This is a genomic window from Sphingomonas sanguinis (genome assembly GCF_001476905.1).
Lineage (GTDB): Bacteria > Pseudomonadota > Alphaproteobacteria > Sphingomonadales > Sphingomonadaceae > Sphingomonas > Sphingomonas sanguinis_B.
The window spans coordinates 30,951-48,859 of the sequence record NZ_LDTE01000009.1; the positions used below are offsets into that span (position 1 = coordinate 30,951).

Below are 17,909 nucleotides of genomic sequence, written 5' to 3' on the forward strand. Positions count from 1 at the left end.
TGGCGCATGGAAAAGACCGCCTTCATCGAAAAGACCGGCGGGCCCGAGGTCATCCAATGGCGTGACGAAGAACTGCCGCCGCCCGGCCCCGGCGAGGTGCGGATGCGGCACCATGCGGTCGGGCTGAACTATATCGACACCTATCACCGCAGCGGGCTGTACCCGATCGATCTGCCCGGCAAGCTGGGCTCCGAAGCGGCGGGCGTGGTCGAGGCGGTGGGCGAGGGCGTGAGCGACTTTAAGGTCGGCGACCGGGTCGGCGTGTTCGGTCCGGCGCGCGGGGCCTATGCCACGGCGCGCAACGTCGCGGCCGACCTGCTCGTGCCGCTGCCCGATCATGTCGACGATCGGACGGCGGCGGCGATCCTGTTGAAGGGCGCGACGACCGCTTTCCTGATCGAGGATTGCGCGAAGGTGCAACCGGGCTGGCCGGTGCTGGTCCATGCGGCGGCGGGCGGTGTCGGGCACCTTGCGGTCGGCTGGCTGAAGGCGATTGGCGCGACGGTGATCGCGACCGTGGGCAGCGAGGCCAAGGCCGAGAAGGCGCGGGCCGCCGGGGCCGATCATGTCATCCTCAACCGGACCGAGGATGTCGCGGCCCGCGTGCGCGCGATCACCGGCGGGCAGGGTGTCCCCGTGGTGCTCGACGGTGTCGGCAAGGCGACCTGGGAGGCCTCGCTGAACAGCACCGCGCGGCGCGGCCTGGTGGTCAGCTTCGGCAATGCCTCGGGCGCGGTCGATGGCGTGAACCTCGGCATCCTGGCGGCCAAGGGCTCGTTGTTCGTCACCCGGCCGACCCTGTTCGACTATGCGGTAACGGCGGCGGAAAAGCGCAGCCTGATCGCGCGGGTCTTCGCCATGCTGGAAAAGCGCGCCATCACGCCGGAGATCGGCCAGAGCTTCGCCCTGACCGACGTGGCCGAGGCGCATCGGGCGATCGAGGCGGGGGAGACGGTGGGGAGTACGGTGTTGATCCCCTGAGCGGGGCAACAACGGATTCACCTGCCATCGGCACTTCGCTATCCTGCCGCCGACCCCATGCCTGGAGACCTTCGATGATCGCACTCCTGCCGCTCGCCCTGCTGGCCCTGCAGTCGGCCCCGGCCGCGCCGCCCGCGCCCGCCACGACCGAAGCGCCCAAGCCCGTCATGGTCCGCGTCGCGATGCAGACCAGTCTCGGCCCCGTGGTCCTCGACCTCGACCGGACCCACGCGCCGATCACGACCGCCAATTTCCTGCGCTATGTGGACCAGCATCGGCTGGACGGCGTGACCTTTTACCGCTCGGTTCGTGTCGCGCCCGATTTCGGCTTCGTCCAGTTCGGTATCCAGAACGAGCCCAGGCGCATCCTGCCCCCGATCGTGCATGAGCCGACGACCAAGACCGGCATCAAGCACCTGAACGGCACCATCTCGGTGGCGCGGCTGGCCCCGGGCACGGCGCGCGGCGACTTCACCATCATGGTCGGCGACCAGCCCTCGCTCGATGCCGATCCCAGCAAGCCCGGCGACAATCTGGGCTATGCCGCCTTCGGCCATGTCGTCGAGGGGATGGACGTGATCCATGCCATCCTCGACCAGCCCGCCGATCCCTCCAAGGGACCTTTCAAGGGCGAGATGCTGGCCGCGCCGGTCAAGATCCTGTCGGCCAAGCGGCTGACGGTGACGCAGTGACCTCGCACTGAACGGATGGGGCGCGACGGTAGCTCTCCGTCGCGCCCTGCCGATCAGAACTCGAAGTGAAGCGTACCGATGACCGTCCGGCCGTTGCCGAAGTTCAGCCAGCCGCCATTCGCGATCCGGGGCGCCGACCAGACATTGCTGTAATAGCGCTTGTCGAGCAGGTTGGTCACGTTGAGCTGGAAATAGGTCTTGGGCAGGCCGACCGCCCCCAGGCCGATCTGCGCATCGAGGTCGACCAGCGTATAGCCGGCAGAGATCGCATCATTTTCATCGGTGATGAAGCGATCCCCGACATGCTTGGCCGAGACACCCAGGACGAGGCTGGGCAGCGTGATCTGCGCCCGGGTGCCATATTGCCAGTTGGGCGTATCGACCAACTGCTTGCCCTTGGTCGCGATCAGGATCGCACCGGAGCCGTCACCATTCAGCACATCGTCCCGCAGCGTCGACTTCAGGTAGGAGCCGAACCCGTAAAGCGACAACCAACGGGTCGGGGTGAGCGACAGGGTGGCGTCGATGCCCTTGCTGTCCACCCGGCCGACATTGCGGCTGGCGCTGATCGTACCACCGCCTTCCAGCGGCACGGTCACGTTGAGGATACGGTTGTCGTAGCGGATGAACCAACCGCCAAGCTGAGCCTGTACGATTCCGCTGGTGTAACGCAGGCCGGTGTCGAAGGAGTCGGTACGCTCGGGAACCGCCTCCTTGTCCTTGAGCGAGATGACCTTGTCGTCATAGGAATAGATGTCGGTGCTGGGGGCCGAGAAGCCGCGGTTCCAGCTGGCATAGAGGCTGAGGGCGGGGGCCATCTGCCACACCATGCCGATATTGGGCAGGAACGCGCGGTACTCGCGAATACGACCGGTATAGGGCGGGCCGAACTTGGCCGTGCGGTTGTCGGCGGCCACCTGCTGCGCGGACTGGGACGTGCAATAGGCTTCGCTGCCGCTTCCGGGGATCGTATAGCAGGCATTGCTCATGTTGCGGCGATAGAAGGCCGCGCGCAAACCGATGGTCAGCGACAGGCTGTCGTTGATCGGCCGCCCGCGATACTCGCCCGACAGCTGATGCAGGATCGAGTAGGTCAGGCGATTGCGCTTGGTGAGCGGCGCGCCCGCCGCATCCAATACGGCTGCGTCACCGCCGCCCAGGCCGCGGAAATAGGATTTGGGGCGACCATCGGGGTACAGAAAACCCGCCTCGCCGGTCTGGCGGGTGCGCGCCCGATCCCAGGTATAGGCCAGACGCACCAGATTGGCCGCGTCGATATCATAGCGCAGACCGGCAATCGCGATCAGGCGATGAGTCTGCGTGTTCGAGGGATAGAAGAGACGTACATAATCGAGCAGATCGCCATCGCCGTTCAGATCGCGACCCGCCGCGCGGCCTGCACCCATCCGCCCAAACTGATTGCGCGAAACGCCTGACTGCGTGGCATTGGCATCGCTTTCGGCAAACACGTTGGAGCCGCCGCCATTGGCGAGCGTATAGCTGTACCCGCCGTCGGCCGTGAAGGTCAGGTGATCGCTCAACGTGAACAGGCTGTTGAAACGGAGATTGCCGGTGTCGACCGGATTCACGTTGATCTGTCGCACATTGGTGCACAGACGCCGATCGTCCTGCACGGACCCGGCACCGGGGCTGGCAGAGGCCAGCGCGCACTCGTTTGAGTTGAAGAAGCCGCCCGTCGCCAGCACCTGGTCATATTGCTGTCGTGTCACGTCGACACGGACCGGATTGGCGGCCGTTGCCGTCTTGATCGGAAACGGGTTGCCCAGGATCGTATTGATCTGCGCGACCGATGGATTGCCATAGCCGGTGTTGCGATGCTGGTAGAAGAAACCCGCCAGCGAGACGAAATCCTTGCCTGAGCCCAGCGGCTGGTAAACGCGGGCATTGTACTGACTTTTGCGCACGATGGAGAAAGGGAACAGGTCGTAACGCTGGTTGCTGGCCGCCACCCAGGCTCGCGTGCCGCTCTGGTTCAGATCGCCGGTGTTGATCAGGCCGAAGACGCGGTTCATATTGCCCCGCCCGTGGGAATAGACGCCCATCGCGCTGACCTTCTCGGTCGGCATGATCGTCCGATAGTTGACCGTCCCGCCCGATGCGCTGGCCGACGGCGTGTCGACGTCGGTCGAGCCAAAGCCGACATTGACCGATTCGACCAGTTCGGGATCGACCTGCTGGGCGGAGTAGATGGCGTAGTTGCCCGCATCGTTCAGCGGCAGGCCATCGAAGGTGAAGGCGATACGCGACTGGTCGAAGCCGCGGATGCGGATTGTGCCGCCATTGCCGCCATAAGGATCACTGGCGACATAGTTGACGCCGGGCACCATGTTGATCGCGTTGAAGATCGACTGACCGGGGACGGTATGCGCGATATAGTCCTGGGTCACGACCGCGCGCGCCTTGGCCGAATTGGACATTTCGATGCCCGTGCCTGCCAGTTTCTGGCCGGTGATGATGATGTCGTCTTCGGCGCGGTTCTCGGCCGCGATCGTTCCGGCGGTCTGAGCGATGGCGGTATGCGACGTGAACGCCATCAGGCACGCGCCGCCGAACCCGGCAGCGCGGGTGATTCTCGATTTCATGCTTAGTCCCCACAGGCTTGGATTGGCCTTGGGGCAGCGCACTAGAAGCGATCTGTGTCGCCTTTGTTGCAAATTTTATATGTAAAAACGGAAGCGCCTATATGCTCGCTTTGGTCCTATTCAGTCCGTTACAGGCGCGCCCGCAGTTACGAACATGGGGGGCTTTTCGGCTTTATGATGCGATCCTGGTCATTTACGGGGCGGGATGGGCGCAAAAAGAAAGGGGCCTTGCAGCCCCTTTCCCCGTAGTGACATCGATCAGAGGCTGGATCAGCCGCTGTAATACATGTCGTATTCGACCGGGCTGGGGGTCATTTCCCAGCGCATCACTTCGTGCATCTTCAGCTCGATATAGCTTTCGATCTGGTCCTTGGTGAACACGTCGCCCTTCAGCAGGAAGTCGTGGTCCGCGGCCAGCGAGTCGAGCGCTTCGCGGAGCGAACCGGCGACGGTCGGGACCTGGGCCAGCTCGGCGGGCGGCAGGTCGTACAGGTTCTTGTCCATCGCTTCGCCCGGATGGATCTTGTTCTGGATACCGTCCAGACCTGCCATCAGCAGCGCCGCATAGGCGAGATACGGGTTCGCCAGCGCGTCGGGGAAGCGCACTTCGACGCGCTTCGACTTCGGGCCGGTGCCGTATGGGATGCGGCACGAGGCCGAGCGGTTGCGCGCCGAATAGGCGAGCAGCACCGGCGCTTCGTAACCCGGCACCAGACGCTTGTAGCTGTTGGTGGTCGGGTTGGTGAAGGCGTTCAGCGCCTTGGCGTGTTTGATGACACCGCCGATGAAGTACAGGCAGGTCTCCGAGAGCCCTGCATAGCCGTTGCCGGCGAACAGCGGGGTCTTGCCTTCCCAGATCGAGAAGTGGGTGTGCATGCCCGAGCCGTTATCTTCCTTGATCGGCTTCGGCATGAAGGTCGCGGTCTTGCCATAGGCCTGTGCGACCTGATGCACGACATACTTGTAGATCTGCATGCGGTCGGCGGTCTGGGTCAGCGTGCCGAAGGTCATGCCCAGTTCATGCTGTGCGGCGGCGACTTCGTGGTGGTGCTTGTCGCAGGGCAGGCCCATTTCGAGCATGGTCGAAACCATCTCACCACGAATGTCGACGGCCGAGTCGACCGGCGCGACGGGGAAATAGCCGCCCTTGGCGCGCGGCCGGTGGCCGAGGTTGCCGCCCTCATATTCGCGGCCGGTGTTGGTCGGCAGCTCGATATCGTCGATCTTGAAGTAGGACGACGCATAGTTCGTGTCGAACTGGACGTTGTCGAACATGAAGAATTCGGCTTCCGGGCCGACATAGACGGTGTCGCCGATGCCGGTGGTCTTCACGAACGCCTCGGCGCGCTTGGCGGTCGAGCGCGGATCGCGGGCATAGAGCTCGCCGGTCGACGGTTCGACGATGTCGCAGAACACGATCAGCATCGGGGTGGCCGAGAAGGGATCGGTGTACACGGCGTCGAGGTCGGGCTTGAGGACCATGTCCGACTCGTTGATCGCCTTCCAGCCCTCGATCGAGGAGCCGTCGAACATCAGGCCGTCGGTCAGCTCGTCCTCACCCAGGATCGAAGCGACCATGGTCAGATGCTGCCACTTGCCCTTGGGATCGGTGAAGCGCAGGTCGACCCACTCGATCTCTTCGTCCTTGATCTGCTTCAGGATATCGCTGGCCGTATTCGCCATGTTCCGTTCTCTCTCTGCTTGGCCGCCCTCCGACGAAAGGCCGGGGCCGGTGATACGTGTTTAGGCGGGCCGAATGTCGGCCCGGTGACGGATGGGTATGGGGTGCGTCAGATCGCCGCGTCGTCGCGTTCGCCCGTGCGGATGCGCAGCGCGGTCTCGACCGGGATCACGAAAATCTTGCCATCGCCGATGCGACCGGTCTGCGCGGCGGCGGCGATCGCCTCCACCACGCGTTCGGCCAGGCCGTCCTCGACCACCACTTCCAGCTTCACCTTCGGCAGGAAGTCGACGACATATTCGGCTCCGCGATAAAGCTCGGTATGGCCCTTCTGGCGGCCGAAGCCCTTCGCCTCGGTGACGGTGATGCCGGACACGCCGATTTCGTGCAGCGCTTCCTTCACCTCATCCAGCTTGAAGGGCTTGATGATCGCCTCAATCTTTTTCACGAGTCTGACTGTCCCCGATGGTGTTCGAACCCTCGCCCGACCGCCTGCGTAGCAGGGATCGTGCCAACTGCGTCGCCCTCGTGGAAGGGCAAGAAAATGGTAAGGATTGCGCCCGAAAAGCGGGCAAGATGCCGTGTGCTGCTCAATATATGGGCAGCGATCACAGGATGCCCCGCACGGCTTCCGGTGGACGGCCGATGACGACACCTTTGGCAGTCTCGACCAGAGGCCGCTCGATCAGGATTGGGTTGGCGGCCATCGCGACGAGGATCGTGGCATCGTCGGCGTCGACAAGCGCCTTGGCCTCCGCTTCCGCCTTGCGCAGCCCGTCGCGCGGGGAAAGCCTGCCCTTGGCATAGAGGCGCCGCAGTTCCTCGGTATTCGGCGGCGTCTTCAGATATTCGATCACTGTCACATCCGCGCCAGCCTCGTTCAGGAGGGCCAGCGCCTCGCGCGATTTGGAGCAGCGCGGGTTGTGGAGGATCGTCGCCTTCATCGCCATTGCTTCTGGCATGAGCGGCGGGGAATGTGGAGGGGTAATCCCCGCTTTCGGGCATGAAAAAGCCCCCTCCCGGCTGGGGAGGAGGCTTTTTATTTCAATCCCGGTGAAGGGCAGGGCGATTATGCGTCCTGCTTGGCCAGCCATTCCTCCAGCCACTTGATCGTATAGTCGCCCTTCTGGAACTCCGGATCGTCCAGCAGCGCCTGATGCAGCGGGATGGTGGTCTTCATGCCCTCGATCACGAACTCGTTGAGCGCGCGACGCAGGCGACGCAGCGCGCCTTCGCGGGTCGTGCCATAGACGATCAGCTTGGCGATCATGCTGTCGTAATAAGGCGGAACCTTATAGCCCTGATACAGCCCGCTATCGACGCGGACGTGCATGCCGCCAGGGGCATGATACATCTTCACCGTGCCCGGCGAGGGGGCGAAGGTGCGCGGGTCTTCCGCATTGATGCGGCACTCGATCGCGTGGCCGCGGAACTGCACGTCCTGCTGGCGCAGGGTCAGCGGGTGCCCCTCGGCGACGCGGATCTGCTCGCGCACCAGGTCCAGGCCGGTGATCATCTCGGTCACGGGATGTTCGACCTGCAGGCGGGTGTTCATTTCGATGAAATAGAACTCGCCGTCTTCCCACAGGAACTCGATCGTGCCCGCACCGCGATAGCCCATATCGGCCATCGCCTTGGCGACCACGCCACCCATGCGCGCGCGCTCCTCGGCCGTGATGATCGGCGACGGGGCTTCCTCCAGCACCTTCTGGTGGCGGCGCTGGAGCGAGCAGTCGCGCTCGCCGAGATGGATCGCCTGGCCGTTGCCGTCGCCGAACACCTGGAATTCGATATGCCGGGGATTGCCCAGATATTTTTCCATGTAGACGGTCGAGTCGCCGAACGCGGCCTTCGCCTCCGAGCCGGCCTGCTGCATCAGCGTTTCGAGCTGGTCCTCGGAGGACACGACCTTCATGCCGCGTCCGCCGCCGCCCGAGGCCGCCTTGATGATGACGGGATAGCCGATCTTGGTCGCGAGCGCCTTGGCCTCCTCGAGGTCCGAGATCGCGCCGTCCGAGCCGGGGACGAGCGGCAGGCCGAGCGCGCCGGCGGTGCGCTTGGCCTCGACCTTGTCGCCCATCACCCGGATATGCTCGGGCTTGGGGCCGACGAAGATCAGGCCGTGGGCCTCGACGATTTCGGCGAACTTGGCGTTCTCAGAGAGGAAGCCGTAGCCGGGGTGGATCGCATCCGCGCCCGAAATTTCGGCGGCCGAGATGATGTTGGGGATGTTGAGATAGCTGTCGGTGGCCGCGGGCGGGCCGATGCACACCGCCTGGTCGGCCAGGCGCACATGCATGGCATCGGCGTCGGCCGTGGAGTGCACGGCGACCGTCTCGATCCCCATTTCGTGACAGGCGCGGTGGATGCGAAGTGCAATCTCACCGCGATTGGCGATCAGGAGTTTCTTGATCTGCGCCAAGGCCGCTTACTCGACGACAACCAGGGGCTGGTCGAACTCGACCGGCTGGCCGTTCTCGACCAGGACGGCGGTGACGGTGCCCGCCTGGGTCGCGGTGATCGGGTTCATCACCTTCATCGCCTCGACGATCAGCAACGTGTCGCCGGCGGCGACCTTCTGGCCCACCGAGGCGAAGGGTTTGGCGCCCGGCTCGGCCGACAGATAGACGGTGCCGACCATCGGCGACTTCACGGCATTGGCCGAGACGGCCGGGGCCGAGGCGCCGACTTCCGCGGCGGCGGGCGCGACAGGCGCGGCCGCCGCCGGGGCGGGGGCTGCCACAGGCGCGGCCGCATAGGCCATCTGTGCCACGGCCGCCGCCTTGCGCGCGACGCGAATCTTGCGGTCGCCATGCTCGACCTCGATCTCGGTCAGGGCGGTGGCGTCGAGCAGCTCGGCGAGCTGACGGACGAGGTCGACATCGACCTTCATCGCTTGTTCAGTCTTTTCGGTCATGGGACGCGCTCCTGTCAGAACCGGGCCGCGGCTTCAAGCGCGAGCAGATAGGATTGCGCGCCAAAACCGGCGATTGTGCCTTTTGCGGCACGCCCGATATAGCTTTCATGGCGGAAAGCCTCCCGCGCATGGGGGTTGGAAAGGTGAACCTCGATCACCGGAGTCGTCACCGACTTGATCGCGTCGTGAATCGCGATCGAGGTGTGGGTGAAGCCCCCGGCGTTGAGTAGCACGGCTTTCGCCTCATAGGCCTGGGCCTCGTGCAGCCAGTCGATCAGATGGCCTTCATGGTTGGACTGGCGCATGTCGATCTCCAGATCGAGTTCGCGGGCCCGGTCCTCCAGCATCCCCGCGATATCGTCCAGCGTGTCATGGCCGTAGATATGCGGCTCGCGCATACCCAGCAGGTTCAGGTTCGGCCCGTTGAGGACATAAACGGTCGCGGGCATCGGCACTCCCATGGTTGCGGCTCGGGATGGCCGGGCCTAGATCGAGGGCCTTCCTTAACCGCATGCCCTATCCCACGTCGAGCGGGCAGCGACTTGCATGGTAAGTGACACATATGCCCCACACCGATGGAACCGTGACGATCACCGTGAATGGCGAGCATAAGCGGGTGGCGGCGGGCCTGTCGCTGGCCGATCTGGCGAACCAGCTGGGGCTGGTACCCGAAAAGGTCGCGGTGGAGCGCAATCTGGAGGTCGTGCCGCGCTCGACGCTGGCGCAGGTGCAGGTGGAGGATGGCGACGAGATCGAGATCGTGCACTTCGTCGGCGGCGGCGACCATGCCGCGCCAGTCGTCGAGGATGATTCGTGGGAGGTCGCGGGGCAGCGTTTCCGTTCGCGCCTGATCGTCGGCACGGGCAAGTATAAGGACTTCGCGCAGAATGCGGCGGCGGTCGAAGCCTCCGGCGCGGAGATCGTCACGGTCGCGGTGCGCCGGGTCAACGTGTCGGACCGCAACGCGCCGATGCTGACGGATTTCATCGACCCCAAGAAGATCACCTATCTGCCCAACACGGCGGGCTGCTTTACCGCGGAGGATGCGATCCGCACGCTCCGTCTGGCGCGTGAGGCGGGCGGTTGGGACCTGGTCAAGCTGGAGGTGCTGGGCGAGGCGAAGACGCTCTATCCGGACATGTATGAGACGTTGCGCGCGACCGATGTGCTGGCCAAGGAAGGCTTCAAGCCGATGGTCTACTGCGTGGACGATCCCATTGCGGCGAAGCGGCTGGAGGATGTCGGGGCGGTCGCGATCATGCCGCTGGGCGCGCCGATCGGGTCGGGGCTGGGCATCCAGAACAAGGTCACGATTCGCCTGATCGTCGAGGGCGCGAAGGTGCCGGTGCTGGTCGATGCCGGGGTCGGCACCGCGTCCGAGGCGGCGGTGGCGATGGAACTGGGCTGCGACGGCGTGCTGATGAACACCGCGATTGCCGAGGCCAAAGACCCGGTGCTGATGGCGCGCGCCATGAAGGCTGGGGTCGAGGCGGGGCGCATGGCGTATCGCGCAGGCCGCATGGGCATGCGCCGCTATGCCGACCCGTCGAGCCCGCTTGCGGGCCTGATCTGACATTAATTTCAGGGAACTTGCCGCGTAACGAAGTGTTTTGTCTTCGAGTGTTCAACGGGATCGCTTTGATCCCCAGTAATGGAGGCCCCCATGGGTGAACTCGTCGACAAGATCAAGGGCAACGTCAATGAACTGGTTGGCAAGGCCAAGGAAGCCATTGGCGAACACAACCATGACGAAAAGCTGCAGTCCGAGGGCGAAGCCCAGCAGCTGGAAGGCAAGGGCCAGCAGATGAAGGGTTCGGTGAAGGGCGCTCTTGGCGACAACATCTGAACCTGCTAATCGTTTCTGACTAAAGCAATCAGCAACGAACTTGCCGCCTCGGGTCACTCCGGGGCGGTTTTGTTTTGTCTATGTTTGATCTGGTCATGCAATCGATTTCTGCTTGTATCGCCTTGGCAGCGTGGAAACGGTTTTGTGAGCGTTATTAGTCTGTTGGGTAGAAGCTTCCGTCGTCCGGCCCGCTTGTTCCGTACACGCTATGCCGGGTTGACCGGGCTCTACCCCTCCGCCTAACGCTTGCCGCATTATAGGGAGGACGCCCATGCAGAAGCTCTATTCCGACGCGGCCGCTGCGCTCGACGGCCTGCTCCATGATGGCATGACGATCTGCGCCGGGGGCTTCGGCCTTTGTGGTATCCCGGAGCGGCTGATCGACGCGATCGAGGCCGCGGGGGTCAAGGACCTGACCATCGCCAGCAACAATGCCGGGATCGACGGCGTGGGGCTGGGCAAGCTGCTCCGCTCGCATCAGGTCAAGAAGATGATCTCCTCCTATGTCGGCGAGAACAAGGAGTTCGAGCGGCAATATCTGAGCGGCGAACTGGAGGTCGAGTTCTGTCCGCAGGGCACGCTCGCCGAGCGTTGCCGGGCAGGGGGCGCGGGCATCCCTGGTTTCTATACCAAGACCGGCGTCGGCACGAGGGTGGCCGAGGGCAAGGAAGTGAAGAGCTTCGACGGTGAGGATTACATCCTTGAGCGTGGCATTCGCGCCGACCTGTCGATCATCAAAGGGTGGAAGGCCGACGAGGCCGGAAACCTGATCTTCCGCAAGACCGCGCGCAACTTCAACCAGCCGATGGCGACGGCGGGGCGTATCTGCGTTGCCGAGGTCGAAGAGGTGGTGCCGGTGGGTAGCCTCGACCCCGATCAGATCCATCTGCCAGGCATCTATGTGAAGCGGATGATCGTCGGCGCGCCCTATGAGAAGAAGATCGAGTTTCGCACGGTGCGCGAACGGGTTTGATTTTCTGGGGGTGAGGGGATGCGGAGAGCGCCAGTCCTCCCCCCGACCCCCTCCCGCCTGCGGGAGGGGGAGCGTGCTTGGCGGACATTGGGGGCGTAAACATATGTCGAAAAAGCAAGACGGTAGCCACGCAACCGCTCCCCTCCCGCAAGCGGGAGGGGTTGGGAGAGGGCTCCCCGGCCTGAGGCTGGGCGTTGCCCTTGCCGCCGCCCTGACCCTATCCGGCTGCGTCGTCGCCGTCGGCAACAACAGCCCCGCACCTCCGCCACCCGTCGCCAACCCCAAGCTGGCCGGGATGCAGTACTTATACGGCTCAGCCGAAGCCGATGCGATATCGCGCCAGGCGTGGAACGCACTCGTCACCTATACCGCCGACCGGGTGCGCCATCCGGTGCGCGACAGCGTGGTGCTGGATGAGGATGCCACCCTCGATAGTCCCCGCTTCGTGTCTTGCGCGGGCAAGCGCCCAGCGGCGGTGTTCGATGTCGACGAGACCGTGCTCCTCAATCTCGGCTTCGAGCAGGATGATCTGACCGGCCGCGCCGGCCGCGCCTTTTCTGATCGCTGGCGCGCCTGGGAGCAGAGCGACGGTCATGCCGTGCTTCCGACACCCGGCGCGGCGGCGGCGATCGCGGACCTGCGGACGATGGGTGTGACAGTGATCTTCAACACCAATCGCGACGATGCGGCGGGAGCAGCCCGCGCGATCGAGGCCGCGGGGCTTGGTCCGGCAGTGCATGGTGACACGCTGTTCGTGCGGACCGACACCAATACCGGTGATAACAAGGACGCTCGCCGCTGGCGGATCGCTGACCGCTATTGTGTGATTGCGATGGGCGGCGACCAGTTGGGGGATTTCAGCGAGTTGTTCAACGATCCGGCCAGCGTTTCGCAACGCCGCGCGAAGGCGGATGGCCCGCGTGTCGCGGCGCTGTGGGGCCGTGGCTGGTTCGTCTTTCCGAACCCCGTCTACGGCAAGGCGCTGAAGGGTATGCCCGACGACATCTTCCCCGCCGACCGGCGGTGGCATCCGACAGGAGAGCAGTGAGCATGGCCTGGACCCGCGACGAAATGGCCGCCCGTGCGGCCAAGGAATTGAAGGACGGCTTCTACGTCAATCTCGGCATCGGTATCCCGACGCTGGTGGCCAACCATATCCCGCAAGGGGTTGAGGTGACGCTGCAATCCGAAAACGGGATGCTGGGCATCGGGCCGTTCCCCTATGATGACGAGGTCGATCCCGACCTGATCAACGCGGGCAAGCAGACGATCAGCGAACTGCCGCACTCCGTCTATTTCTCGTCGGCGGACAGCTTCGCGATGATCCGGGGCGGACATATCGACCTGACCGTGCTGGGCGCGATGGAAGTGTCCGAAGGCGGCGACATCGCCAACTGGATGATCCCCGGCAAGATGATCAAGGGCATGGGCGGCGCGATGGATCTGGTCGCGGGCGTCAAGAAGATCATCGTCGTCATGGAGCATAACGCCAAGGACGGCAGTCCGAAGTTCATCCCCGAATGCACCCTGCCGCTGACCGGGCGCAACGTCGTCGATATGATCGTCACCGACCTGGCCGTGTTCCAGCGTCCGGATCATTACAGCCCGTTCCGCCTGATCGAATGCGCGCCGGGCGTGACCGCCGACGAGGTGGCGGCGAAGACCACCGCCAAGTTCGAGCGCTGATGGCCTATACCCTCGTCACCGCGAACCGGAATTACTCCAGCTGGTCGCTGCGTCCCTGGCTGCTGATGAAGGCGCTGGGGATCGCCTTCACAGACCGGATCGAGCCGTTCGCGGCGGCGGAGAATTACGAGGCGTTCCGCGCCTTTTCGCCGACGGGGCAGGTGCCGGTGCTGCTCGATGGCGAGCGGACGGTTTGGGATTCGCTGGGCATCGCGCTCTATTTGGCCGAACGGCACCCCGGCATATGGCCCGAGGATGAAGCGGCCCGCGCCTGGGCAATGTGCGCCGTGGCAGAGATGCATGGCGGCTTTGGCGCGCTTCGGGCCGAGCGGACGATGAACAGCGGCGTGCGGGTGGAGGCGAAAGCGCCGTCCGCCCGGTTGGAGCGTGACGTCGCGCGGCTGGCGGAACTATGGGGCGAGGGGCTGTCGCGCTTTGGTGGGCCGTGGCTGGCGGGCGAGCGCTTCTCCGCGGTCGATGCCTTTTATGCGCCGGTGGCGTTCCGGGTGCGGACCTATGGCATCGATGTCGGCGCGGCCGGTGCGACCTGGGTCGAGACGCTGCTCGCGCACCCGGCGGTGAAGGACTGGGAGGCTCAGGCGTTGGCGGAGACGTGGCGCGATCCCGATCACGAGATCGAGCTGGCGGAATATGGCGGGGTGACTCAAGACTTCCGCGCGTGAGGAAAACCCGCCTCCGGAAGGCAAATTCGCTACCGAAGCGAAATAAGATTACGCTTCGCCTTTGCCTTTCGCACCTTTTCGGATAACAGCGCCCCCATCATGGCCCAACGACCCCAGACTCTGTACGAGAAGATCTGGGCCGCGCACGTTGTCGAACGGCGGCCCGATGGCACCTGCCTCATCTATATCGACCGCCACCTCGTTCACGAGGTGACGAGTCCGCAGGCGTTCGAGGGGCTACGCGCCGCCGGGCGCAAGGTGCGTCGTCCCGAGCTGACGCTGGCGGTGCCCGATCACAATTTGCCGACGACGCCGCGCAAGGACGCCAACGGCAACCTGCTGCCCATCGCCGACCCGGAAAGCGCACAGCAGCTGGACGCGCTTCGTCGCAACACTGCCGAGTTCGGCGTCGACTATATCGATGCGACGGCGGCGGCGCAGGGTATCGTCCATGTCGTCGGGCCGGAACAGGGCTTCACCCTGCCGGGCACGACGCTGGTGTGCGGCGACAGCCATACCTCGGCACACGGTGCGCTGGGCGCGCTGGCCTTCGGCATCGGCACGTCGGAGGTCGAGCATGTGCTGGCGACCCAGACGCTGCTCCTCTCGCCGTCCAAGACGATGGAAGTGCGCGTCGATGGCGTGCTGGGTCATGGCGTGTCGGCCAAGGACGTCGTGCTGGCCATCATCGGCAAGATCGGTGCGGCGGGCGGCACCGGCCACGTCATCGAATTCACCGGCAGCGTCATCCGCAACCTGTCGGTCGAAGGGCGCCTGACCATCGCCAACATGTCGATCGAGGGCGGCGCGCGGGCGGGCTTGATCGCGCCGGACGAGACGACCTTCGCCTATCTGAAGGGCCGCCCCATGGCTCCCCAGGGCGAGGACTGGGAGAAGGCCGTCGCCTGGTGGCGGACGCTGCCGACCGATCCGGGGGCGGTGTACGACAAGGTGGTGACGCTGGACGCCGCCGACATCGCGCCGAACCTGACCTGGGGCACCAGCCCCGAGGATGTGGTGCCGATCACCGGCGTGGTTCCCGATCCCGACAGCTTCGCCGATCCGTCCAAGCGCGAAGCGGCGCGCAAGTCGCTGGACTATATGGGCCTGACCCCCGGCACCGCGATGCAGGATGTCGCGATCCAACACGTCTTCATCGGCAGCTGCACCAACAGCCGGATCGAGGATCTGCGCGCCGCCGCCGCCGTGGCACGCGACCGCAAGGTTGCCGACGGCGTCCGCGCGCTGGTCGTGCCGGGCTCCGGCCTGGTCAAGCGCCAGGCCGAGGCCGAGGGGCTGGACCAGGTGTTCGTACAGGCGGGCTTTGAGTGGCGCGAGCCGGGGTGTTCGATGTGCCTTGCCATGAACCCCGACAAGGTGCCGCCGGGCGAGCGTTGTGCCTCGACGTCGAACCGCAATTTCGTCGGGCGGCAGGGGCCGGGGGCGCGTACGCACCTGCTGTCCCCCGCGATGGCGGCGGCGGCGGCCGTGACCGGGCGCCTTTTCGATGTTAGAGAGTTGAATGTCCACGACGTCGATCGTGAAGACGCATAACAGGGACGGCAGGGGTAGCATCATGAAGCACGTATTGGTCATGCTCGTCACCGGCGCGGTGCTGTGCGGCGCGGCCGCCTATGCCGCCGGGGTCGCCTCGCGTCCCGCGACGGCCGAGCAGCGGCCTGCACCGAAGCGCTGAGCAGGGCAGGATCGACGCATGAATCCGGTCACGACCGTCTCGGGCACCGCCTATCCCTGGGGTGCCAAGAATATCGACACCGACGTCATCATTCCGGCGCATTGGTTGAAGACCATCACCCGCGCCGGTCTGGGGCGTGGCGCGTTCGAGACGGTGCGCGCGCAGCCGGGCAATATCTTCGACGATCCGCGTTATGCGGGCGCTCCGATCCTGATCGCGGGCGACAATTTCGGTTGCGGGTCCAGCCGCGAACATGCCGCCTGGGCGCTGGCCGATATGGGCATCCAGGCGGTGATCGCGCCGAGCTTCTCGGACATTTTCTCGGGCAATGCCTTCAAGAACGGCATCGTGCCGGTGGTCCTGCCGCAGGAGGCGGTCGACCGTCTTCTGGAGGTGGCGAAGGACCAGCCGATCACCGTCGATCTGGAAACGATGAGCGTCACGACGCCCTATCAGGATCGTTTTCCCTTCGAGCTGGACCCGTTTCGTCGCGAATGCCTGATGAAGGGGCTGGACGAAGTGGGGCTGACGCTGGCGCGAGATGAGGCCATCGGCCGGTTCGAGGGCGAGATGGCGGCGGGACGTCCCTGGATCGAGGGGCGGGCGCGGCTGACGGCGGCGCTGTCCTGATTTTCCTGTTTGCTGCGCTTGGTTAGAGGGCGAAGGCGACGACGCCTGCGATCAGGGCCCAGAGGACGAACGATGCCAACAGGCCGTTGACCAAGCCGGTCACCGGTGCCGATGGGGCCATGTCATACCCGCGGGCAACCTCGCGGCTTTTCGGGAAATGCTCGTGACGCATCGCTCTCTCCTGCCGATCGGCCCCGGCTCGTAAGGGCGGCCAGTCGTCCGATCACTGCGCTGCTTACATTACGAGCGAGCGATGCGCTATGTTCCTTTTGGCCGGTGCGAATTTGCGGCGCCCGATAACGACGCAGCGGCCCATTGGTTGCACCTGCGCCAGGTCATGCCTATTTCGGGCATCTAACGTGATGACTGGCGAAGCCCCGCGGGGCTGGGGGATAGCGGACCGATGACGAGTTTCGATGATCGCAGGAAGGGGTTCGAGGCCAAGTTCGTGGCCGACCAGGACATGATGTTCCGCATCACGGCCCGGCGTAACCGTCTGGTCGCGCAATGGGCCGCCGAGCGCATGAAGCTGACCCCCGCCGAGACCGACGCCTATGCCAAGGCGGTCGTCCAGGCCGATTTCGAGGAAGCGGGTGATGAGGATGTCATCCGCAAGCTGCTGGGCGACCTGACCGCCGCCGGGATCGATGTCGAGGAAGCCGAGGTCCGTCGTGCGCTTGATGAGCAGCAGGTCGAGGCCCGCCGCCAGCTGATCGAGAGCCGCTGACCATGCCGATGGCTGCCGACGATATCGCCGCGATGATCCGCTCCGCCATTCCCGATGCCGAGGTTCAGATTACCGACCTGGCCGGGGACGGCGATCACTATGCCGCCCATGTGGTAGCCGCCAGCTTTGCAGGTATGAGCCGCGTCGCGCGCACCCGCGCCGTCTATGCCGCGCTGGGCGGGCGCATGGGAGGCGAGCTCCACGCGCTGCAACTGACCACGGCGGTTCCGGCCGCCTGACCTGTTTTCCTTCGAGGATGAATGACATGACCGACGATACGAACGCGCGGATCGATGCGCTGGTGAAGGACAATGCCGTCCTGCTGTTCATGAAGGGCACGCCGCTCTTCCCGCAATGCGGTTTTTCCAGCCGCGCTGTGGCGATCCTGAACCATCTGGATGTGCCGTTCGAGAGCGTCGACGTCCTGCAGGACCAGGGCATTCGCCAGGGCATCAAGGCCTATTCGGACTGGCCGACCATCCCGCAGCTCTATGTAAAGGGTGAGTTTGTCGGCGGTTCGGACATCATGATGGAGATGTACGAAAGCGGCGAACTGGCCGAGCTGGTCCAGGATGTGAAGACCGCGTGATGCGACAGAGGGCCGGATGAAAATCCGGCCCTTTTTTATCCTTCCCGAAACGGGGAGGGGGACCAGCGAAGCTGGTGGAGGGGGATCGCCGCGAGGGGTGTCCTGTGTGGAAGCCCCCCTCCGTCATCGCTGGCGCGATGCCACCTCCCCGTGCCGGGGAGGATCGCTTTGCCTATTGACTACGCCTGTAATCGGCATAGGATTA

Annotated in this window: 21 protein-coding genes; 13 read left to right on the plus strand and 8 right to left on the minus strand. The window is 64.7% G+C overall.

All coding sequences use genetic code 11. The annotated features are described in order from the left end of the window. Window positions 1-6: 6 nt before the first annotated feature. Complete coding sequence (locus tag SB4_RS02190; RefSeq protein ID WP_058751238.1) at window positions 7-981, plus strand: quinone oxidoreductase family protein; 975 nt, start codon at window positions 7-9, stop codon at window positions 979-981. A gap of 74 nt (window positions 982-1,055) precedes the next feature. Continuing rightward, entirely contained in the window at window positions 1,056-1,673 is a 618-nt protein-coding gene (locus tag SB4_RS02195) for a peptidylprolyl isomerase (protein ID WP_058751239.1), read from the plus strand. Between the two features lie 53 nt (window positions 1,674-1,726). Here SB4_RS02195 and SB4_RS02200 read toward each other — a convergent pair whose 3' ends face one another. From SB4_RS02200 to aroQ, 7 genes are all read right to left on the minus strand, one after another. After that, window positions 1,727-4,276 (minus strand): TonB-dependent receptor, encoded by a 2,550-nt coding sequence (locus tag SB4_RS02200; protein WP_058751240.1) that lies wholly within the window; start codon window positions 4,274-4,276, stop codon window positions 1,727-1,729. Window positions 4,277-4,546: 270 nt separating this feature from the next. Continuing rightward, window positions 4,547-5,959, minus strand: a complete 1,413-nt coding sequence (gene glnA, locus SB4_RS02205; protein WP_042490094.1) for a type I glutamate--ammonia ligase — start codon at window positions 5,957-5,959, stop codon at window positions 4,547-4,549. Window positions 5,960-6,066: 107 nt separating this feature from the next. Next, on the minus strand, window positions 6,067-6,405 hold the full coding sequence (locus SB4_RS02210; RefSeq protein WP_007405799.1) for a P-II family nitrogen regulator: 339 nt from the start codon (window positions 6,403-6,405) through the stop codon (window positions 6,067-6,069). A gap of 160 nt (window positions 6,406-6,565) precedes the next feature. Next, a complete protein-coding gene (locus SB4_RS02215; RefSeq protein WP_058751262.1) occupies window positions 6,566-6,901 on the minus strand; it encodes an arsenate reductase family protein in 336 nt (111 codons plus the stop codon). A 125-nt stretch (window positions 6,902-7,026) separates the two neighbouring features. Next, window positions 7,027-8,379 (minus strand): acetyl-CoA carboxylase biotin carboxylase subunit, encoded by a 1,353-nt coding sequence (accC, locus tag SB4_RS02220; protein ID WP_058717943.1) that lies wholly within the window; start codon window positions 8,377-8,379, stop codon window positions 7,027-7,029. A 6-nt stretch (window positions 8,380-8,385) separates the two neighbouring features. Continuing rightward, a complete protein-coding gene (accB, locus tag SB4_RS02225) occupies window positions 8,386-8,874 on the minus strand; it encodes an acetyl-CoA carboxylase biotin carboxyl carrier protein (RefSeq protein WP_058751241.1) in 489 nt (162 codons plus the stop codon). A gap of 14 nt (window positions 8,875-8,888) precedes the next feature. After that, entirely contained in the window at window positions 8,889-9,323 is a 435-nt protein-coding gene (aroQ, locus tag SB4_RS02230; protein WP_058751242.1) for a type II 3-dehydroquinate dehydratase, read from the minus strand. Window positions 9,324-9,436: 113 nt separating this feature from the next. Between aroQ and thiS the strand changes: the two genes are divergently transcribed. From thiS to leuD, 8 genes are all read left to right on the plus strand, one after another. Next, window positions 9,437-10,447, plus strand: coding sequence for a sulfur carrier protein ThiS (gene thiS / locus SB4_RS02235; RefSeq protein WP_082669904.1), 1,011 nt, complete (start codon window positions 9,437-9,439; stop codon window positions 10,445-10,447). A 90-nt stretch (window positions 10,448-10,537) separates the two neighbouring features. Further along, on the plus strand, window positions 10,538-10,720 hold the full coding sequence (locus SB4_RS02240; RefSeq protein ID WP_058717950.1) for a CsbD family protein: 183 nt from the start codon (window positions 10,538-10,540) through the stop codon (window positions 10,718-10,720). A 271-nt stretch (window positions 10,721-10,991) separates the two neighbouring features. Continuing rightward, the gene (locus SB4_RS02245) at window positions 10,992-11,693 is read left to right on the plus strand and encodes a CoA transferase subunit A (RefSeq protein ID WP_058751243.1); all 702 of its coding nucleotides are present in this window, start codon (window positions 10,992-10,994) and stop codon (window positions 11,691-11,693) included. Between the two features lie 103 nt (window positions 11,694-11,796). Then, window positions 11,797-12,741: an HAD family acid phosphatase gene (locus SB4_RS02250; RefSeq protein ID WP_082669905.1), complete on the plus strand. Its 945-nt coding sequence runs from the start codon at window positions 11,797-11,799 to the stop codon at window positions 12,739-12,741. A 2-nt stretch (window positions 12,742-12,743) separates the two neighbouring features. Next, window positions 12,744-13,379 (plus strand): CoA transferase subunit B, encoded by a 636-nt coding sequence (locus SB4_RS02255; protein WP_058751244.1) that lies wholly within the window; start codon window positions 12,744-12,746, stop codon window positions 13,377-13,379. Beyond that, entirely contained in the window at window positions 13,379-14,062 is a 684-nt protein-coding gene (locus tag SB4_RS02260; RefSeq protein WP_058751245.1) for a glutathione S-transferase family protein, read from the plus strand. The genes SB4_RS02255 and SB4_RS02260 overlap by 1 nt, the downstream gene beginning before the upstream one ends. 99 nt (window positions 14,063-14,161) lie before the next feature. Continuing rightward, entirely contained in the window at window positions 14,162-15,616 is a 1,455-nt protein-coding gene (gene leuC, locus SB4_RS02265) for a 3-isopropylmalate dehydratase large subunit (protein WP_058751246.1), read from the plus strand. Between the two features lie 160 nt (window positions 15,617-15,776). After that, complete coding sequence (gene leuD, locus SB4_RS02270) at window positions 15,777-16,388, plus strand: 3-isopropylmalate dehydratase small subunit (RefSeq protein ID WP_058717552.1); 612 nt, start codon at window positions 15,777-15,779, stop codon at window positions 16,386-16,388. A 22-nt stretch (window positions 16,389-16,410) separates the two neighbouring features. Here leuD and SB4_RS19900 read toward each other — a convergent pair whose 3' ends face one another. Continuing rightward, entirely contained in the window at window positions 16,411-16,560 is a 150-nt protein-coding gene (locus SB4_RS19900) for a hypothetical protein (protein WP_193753717.1), read from the minus strand. 231 nt (window positions 16,561-16,791) lie between these two features. On the opposite strand from SB4_RS19900, the gene SB4_RS02275 reads away from it, so the two are divergent. The 3 genes from SB4_RS02275 to grxD are packed head-to-tail and all read left to right on the plus strand — an operon-like array spanning window position 16,792 to window position 17,704. After that, entirely contained in the window at window positions 16,792-17,115 is a 324-nt protein-coding gene (locus SB4_RS02275) for a DUF1476 domain-containing protein (RefSeq protein WP_058717553.1), read from the plus strand. A gap of 2 nt (window positions 17,116-17,117) precedes the next feature. Next, entirely contained in the window at window positions 17,118-17,354 is a 237-nt protein-coding gene (locus SB4_RS02280; protein ID WP_058751247.1) for a BolA/IbaG family iron-sulfur metabolism protein, read from the plus strand. A gap of 26 nt (window positions 17,355-17,380) precedes the next feature. Then, window positions 17,381-17,704, plus strand: coding sequence for a Grx4 family monothiol glutaredoxin (gene grxD / locus SB4_RS02285; protein WP_056439494.1), 324 nt, complete (start codon window positions 17,381-17,383; stop codon window positions 17,702-17,704). Window positions 17,705-17,909: the final 205 nt, after the last annotated feature.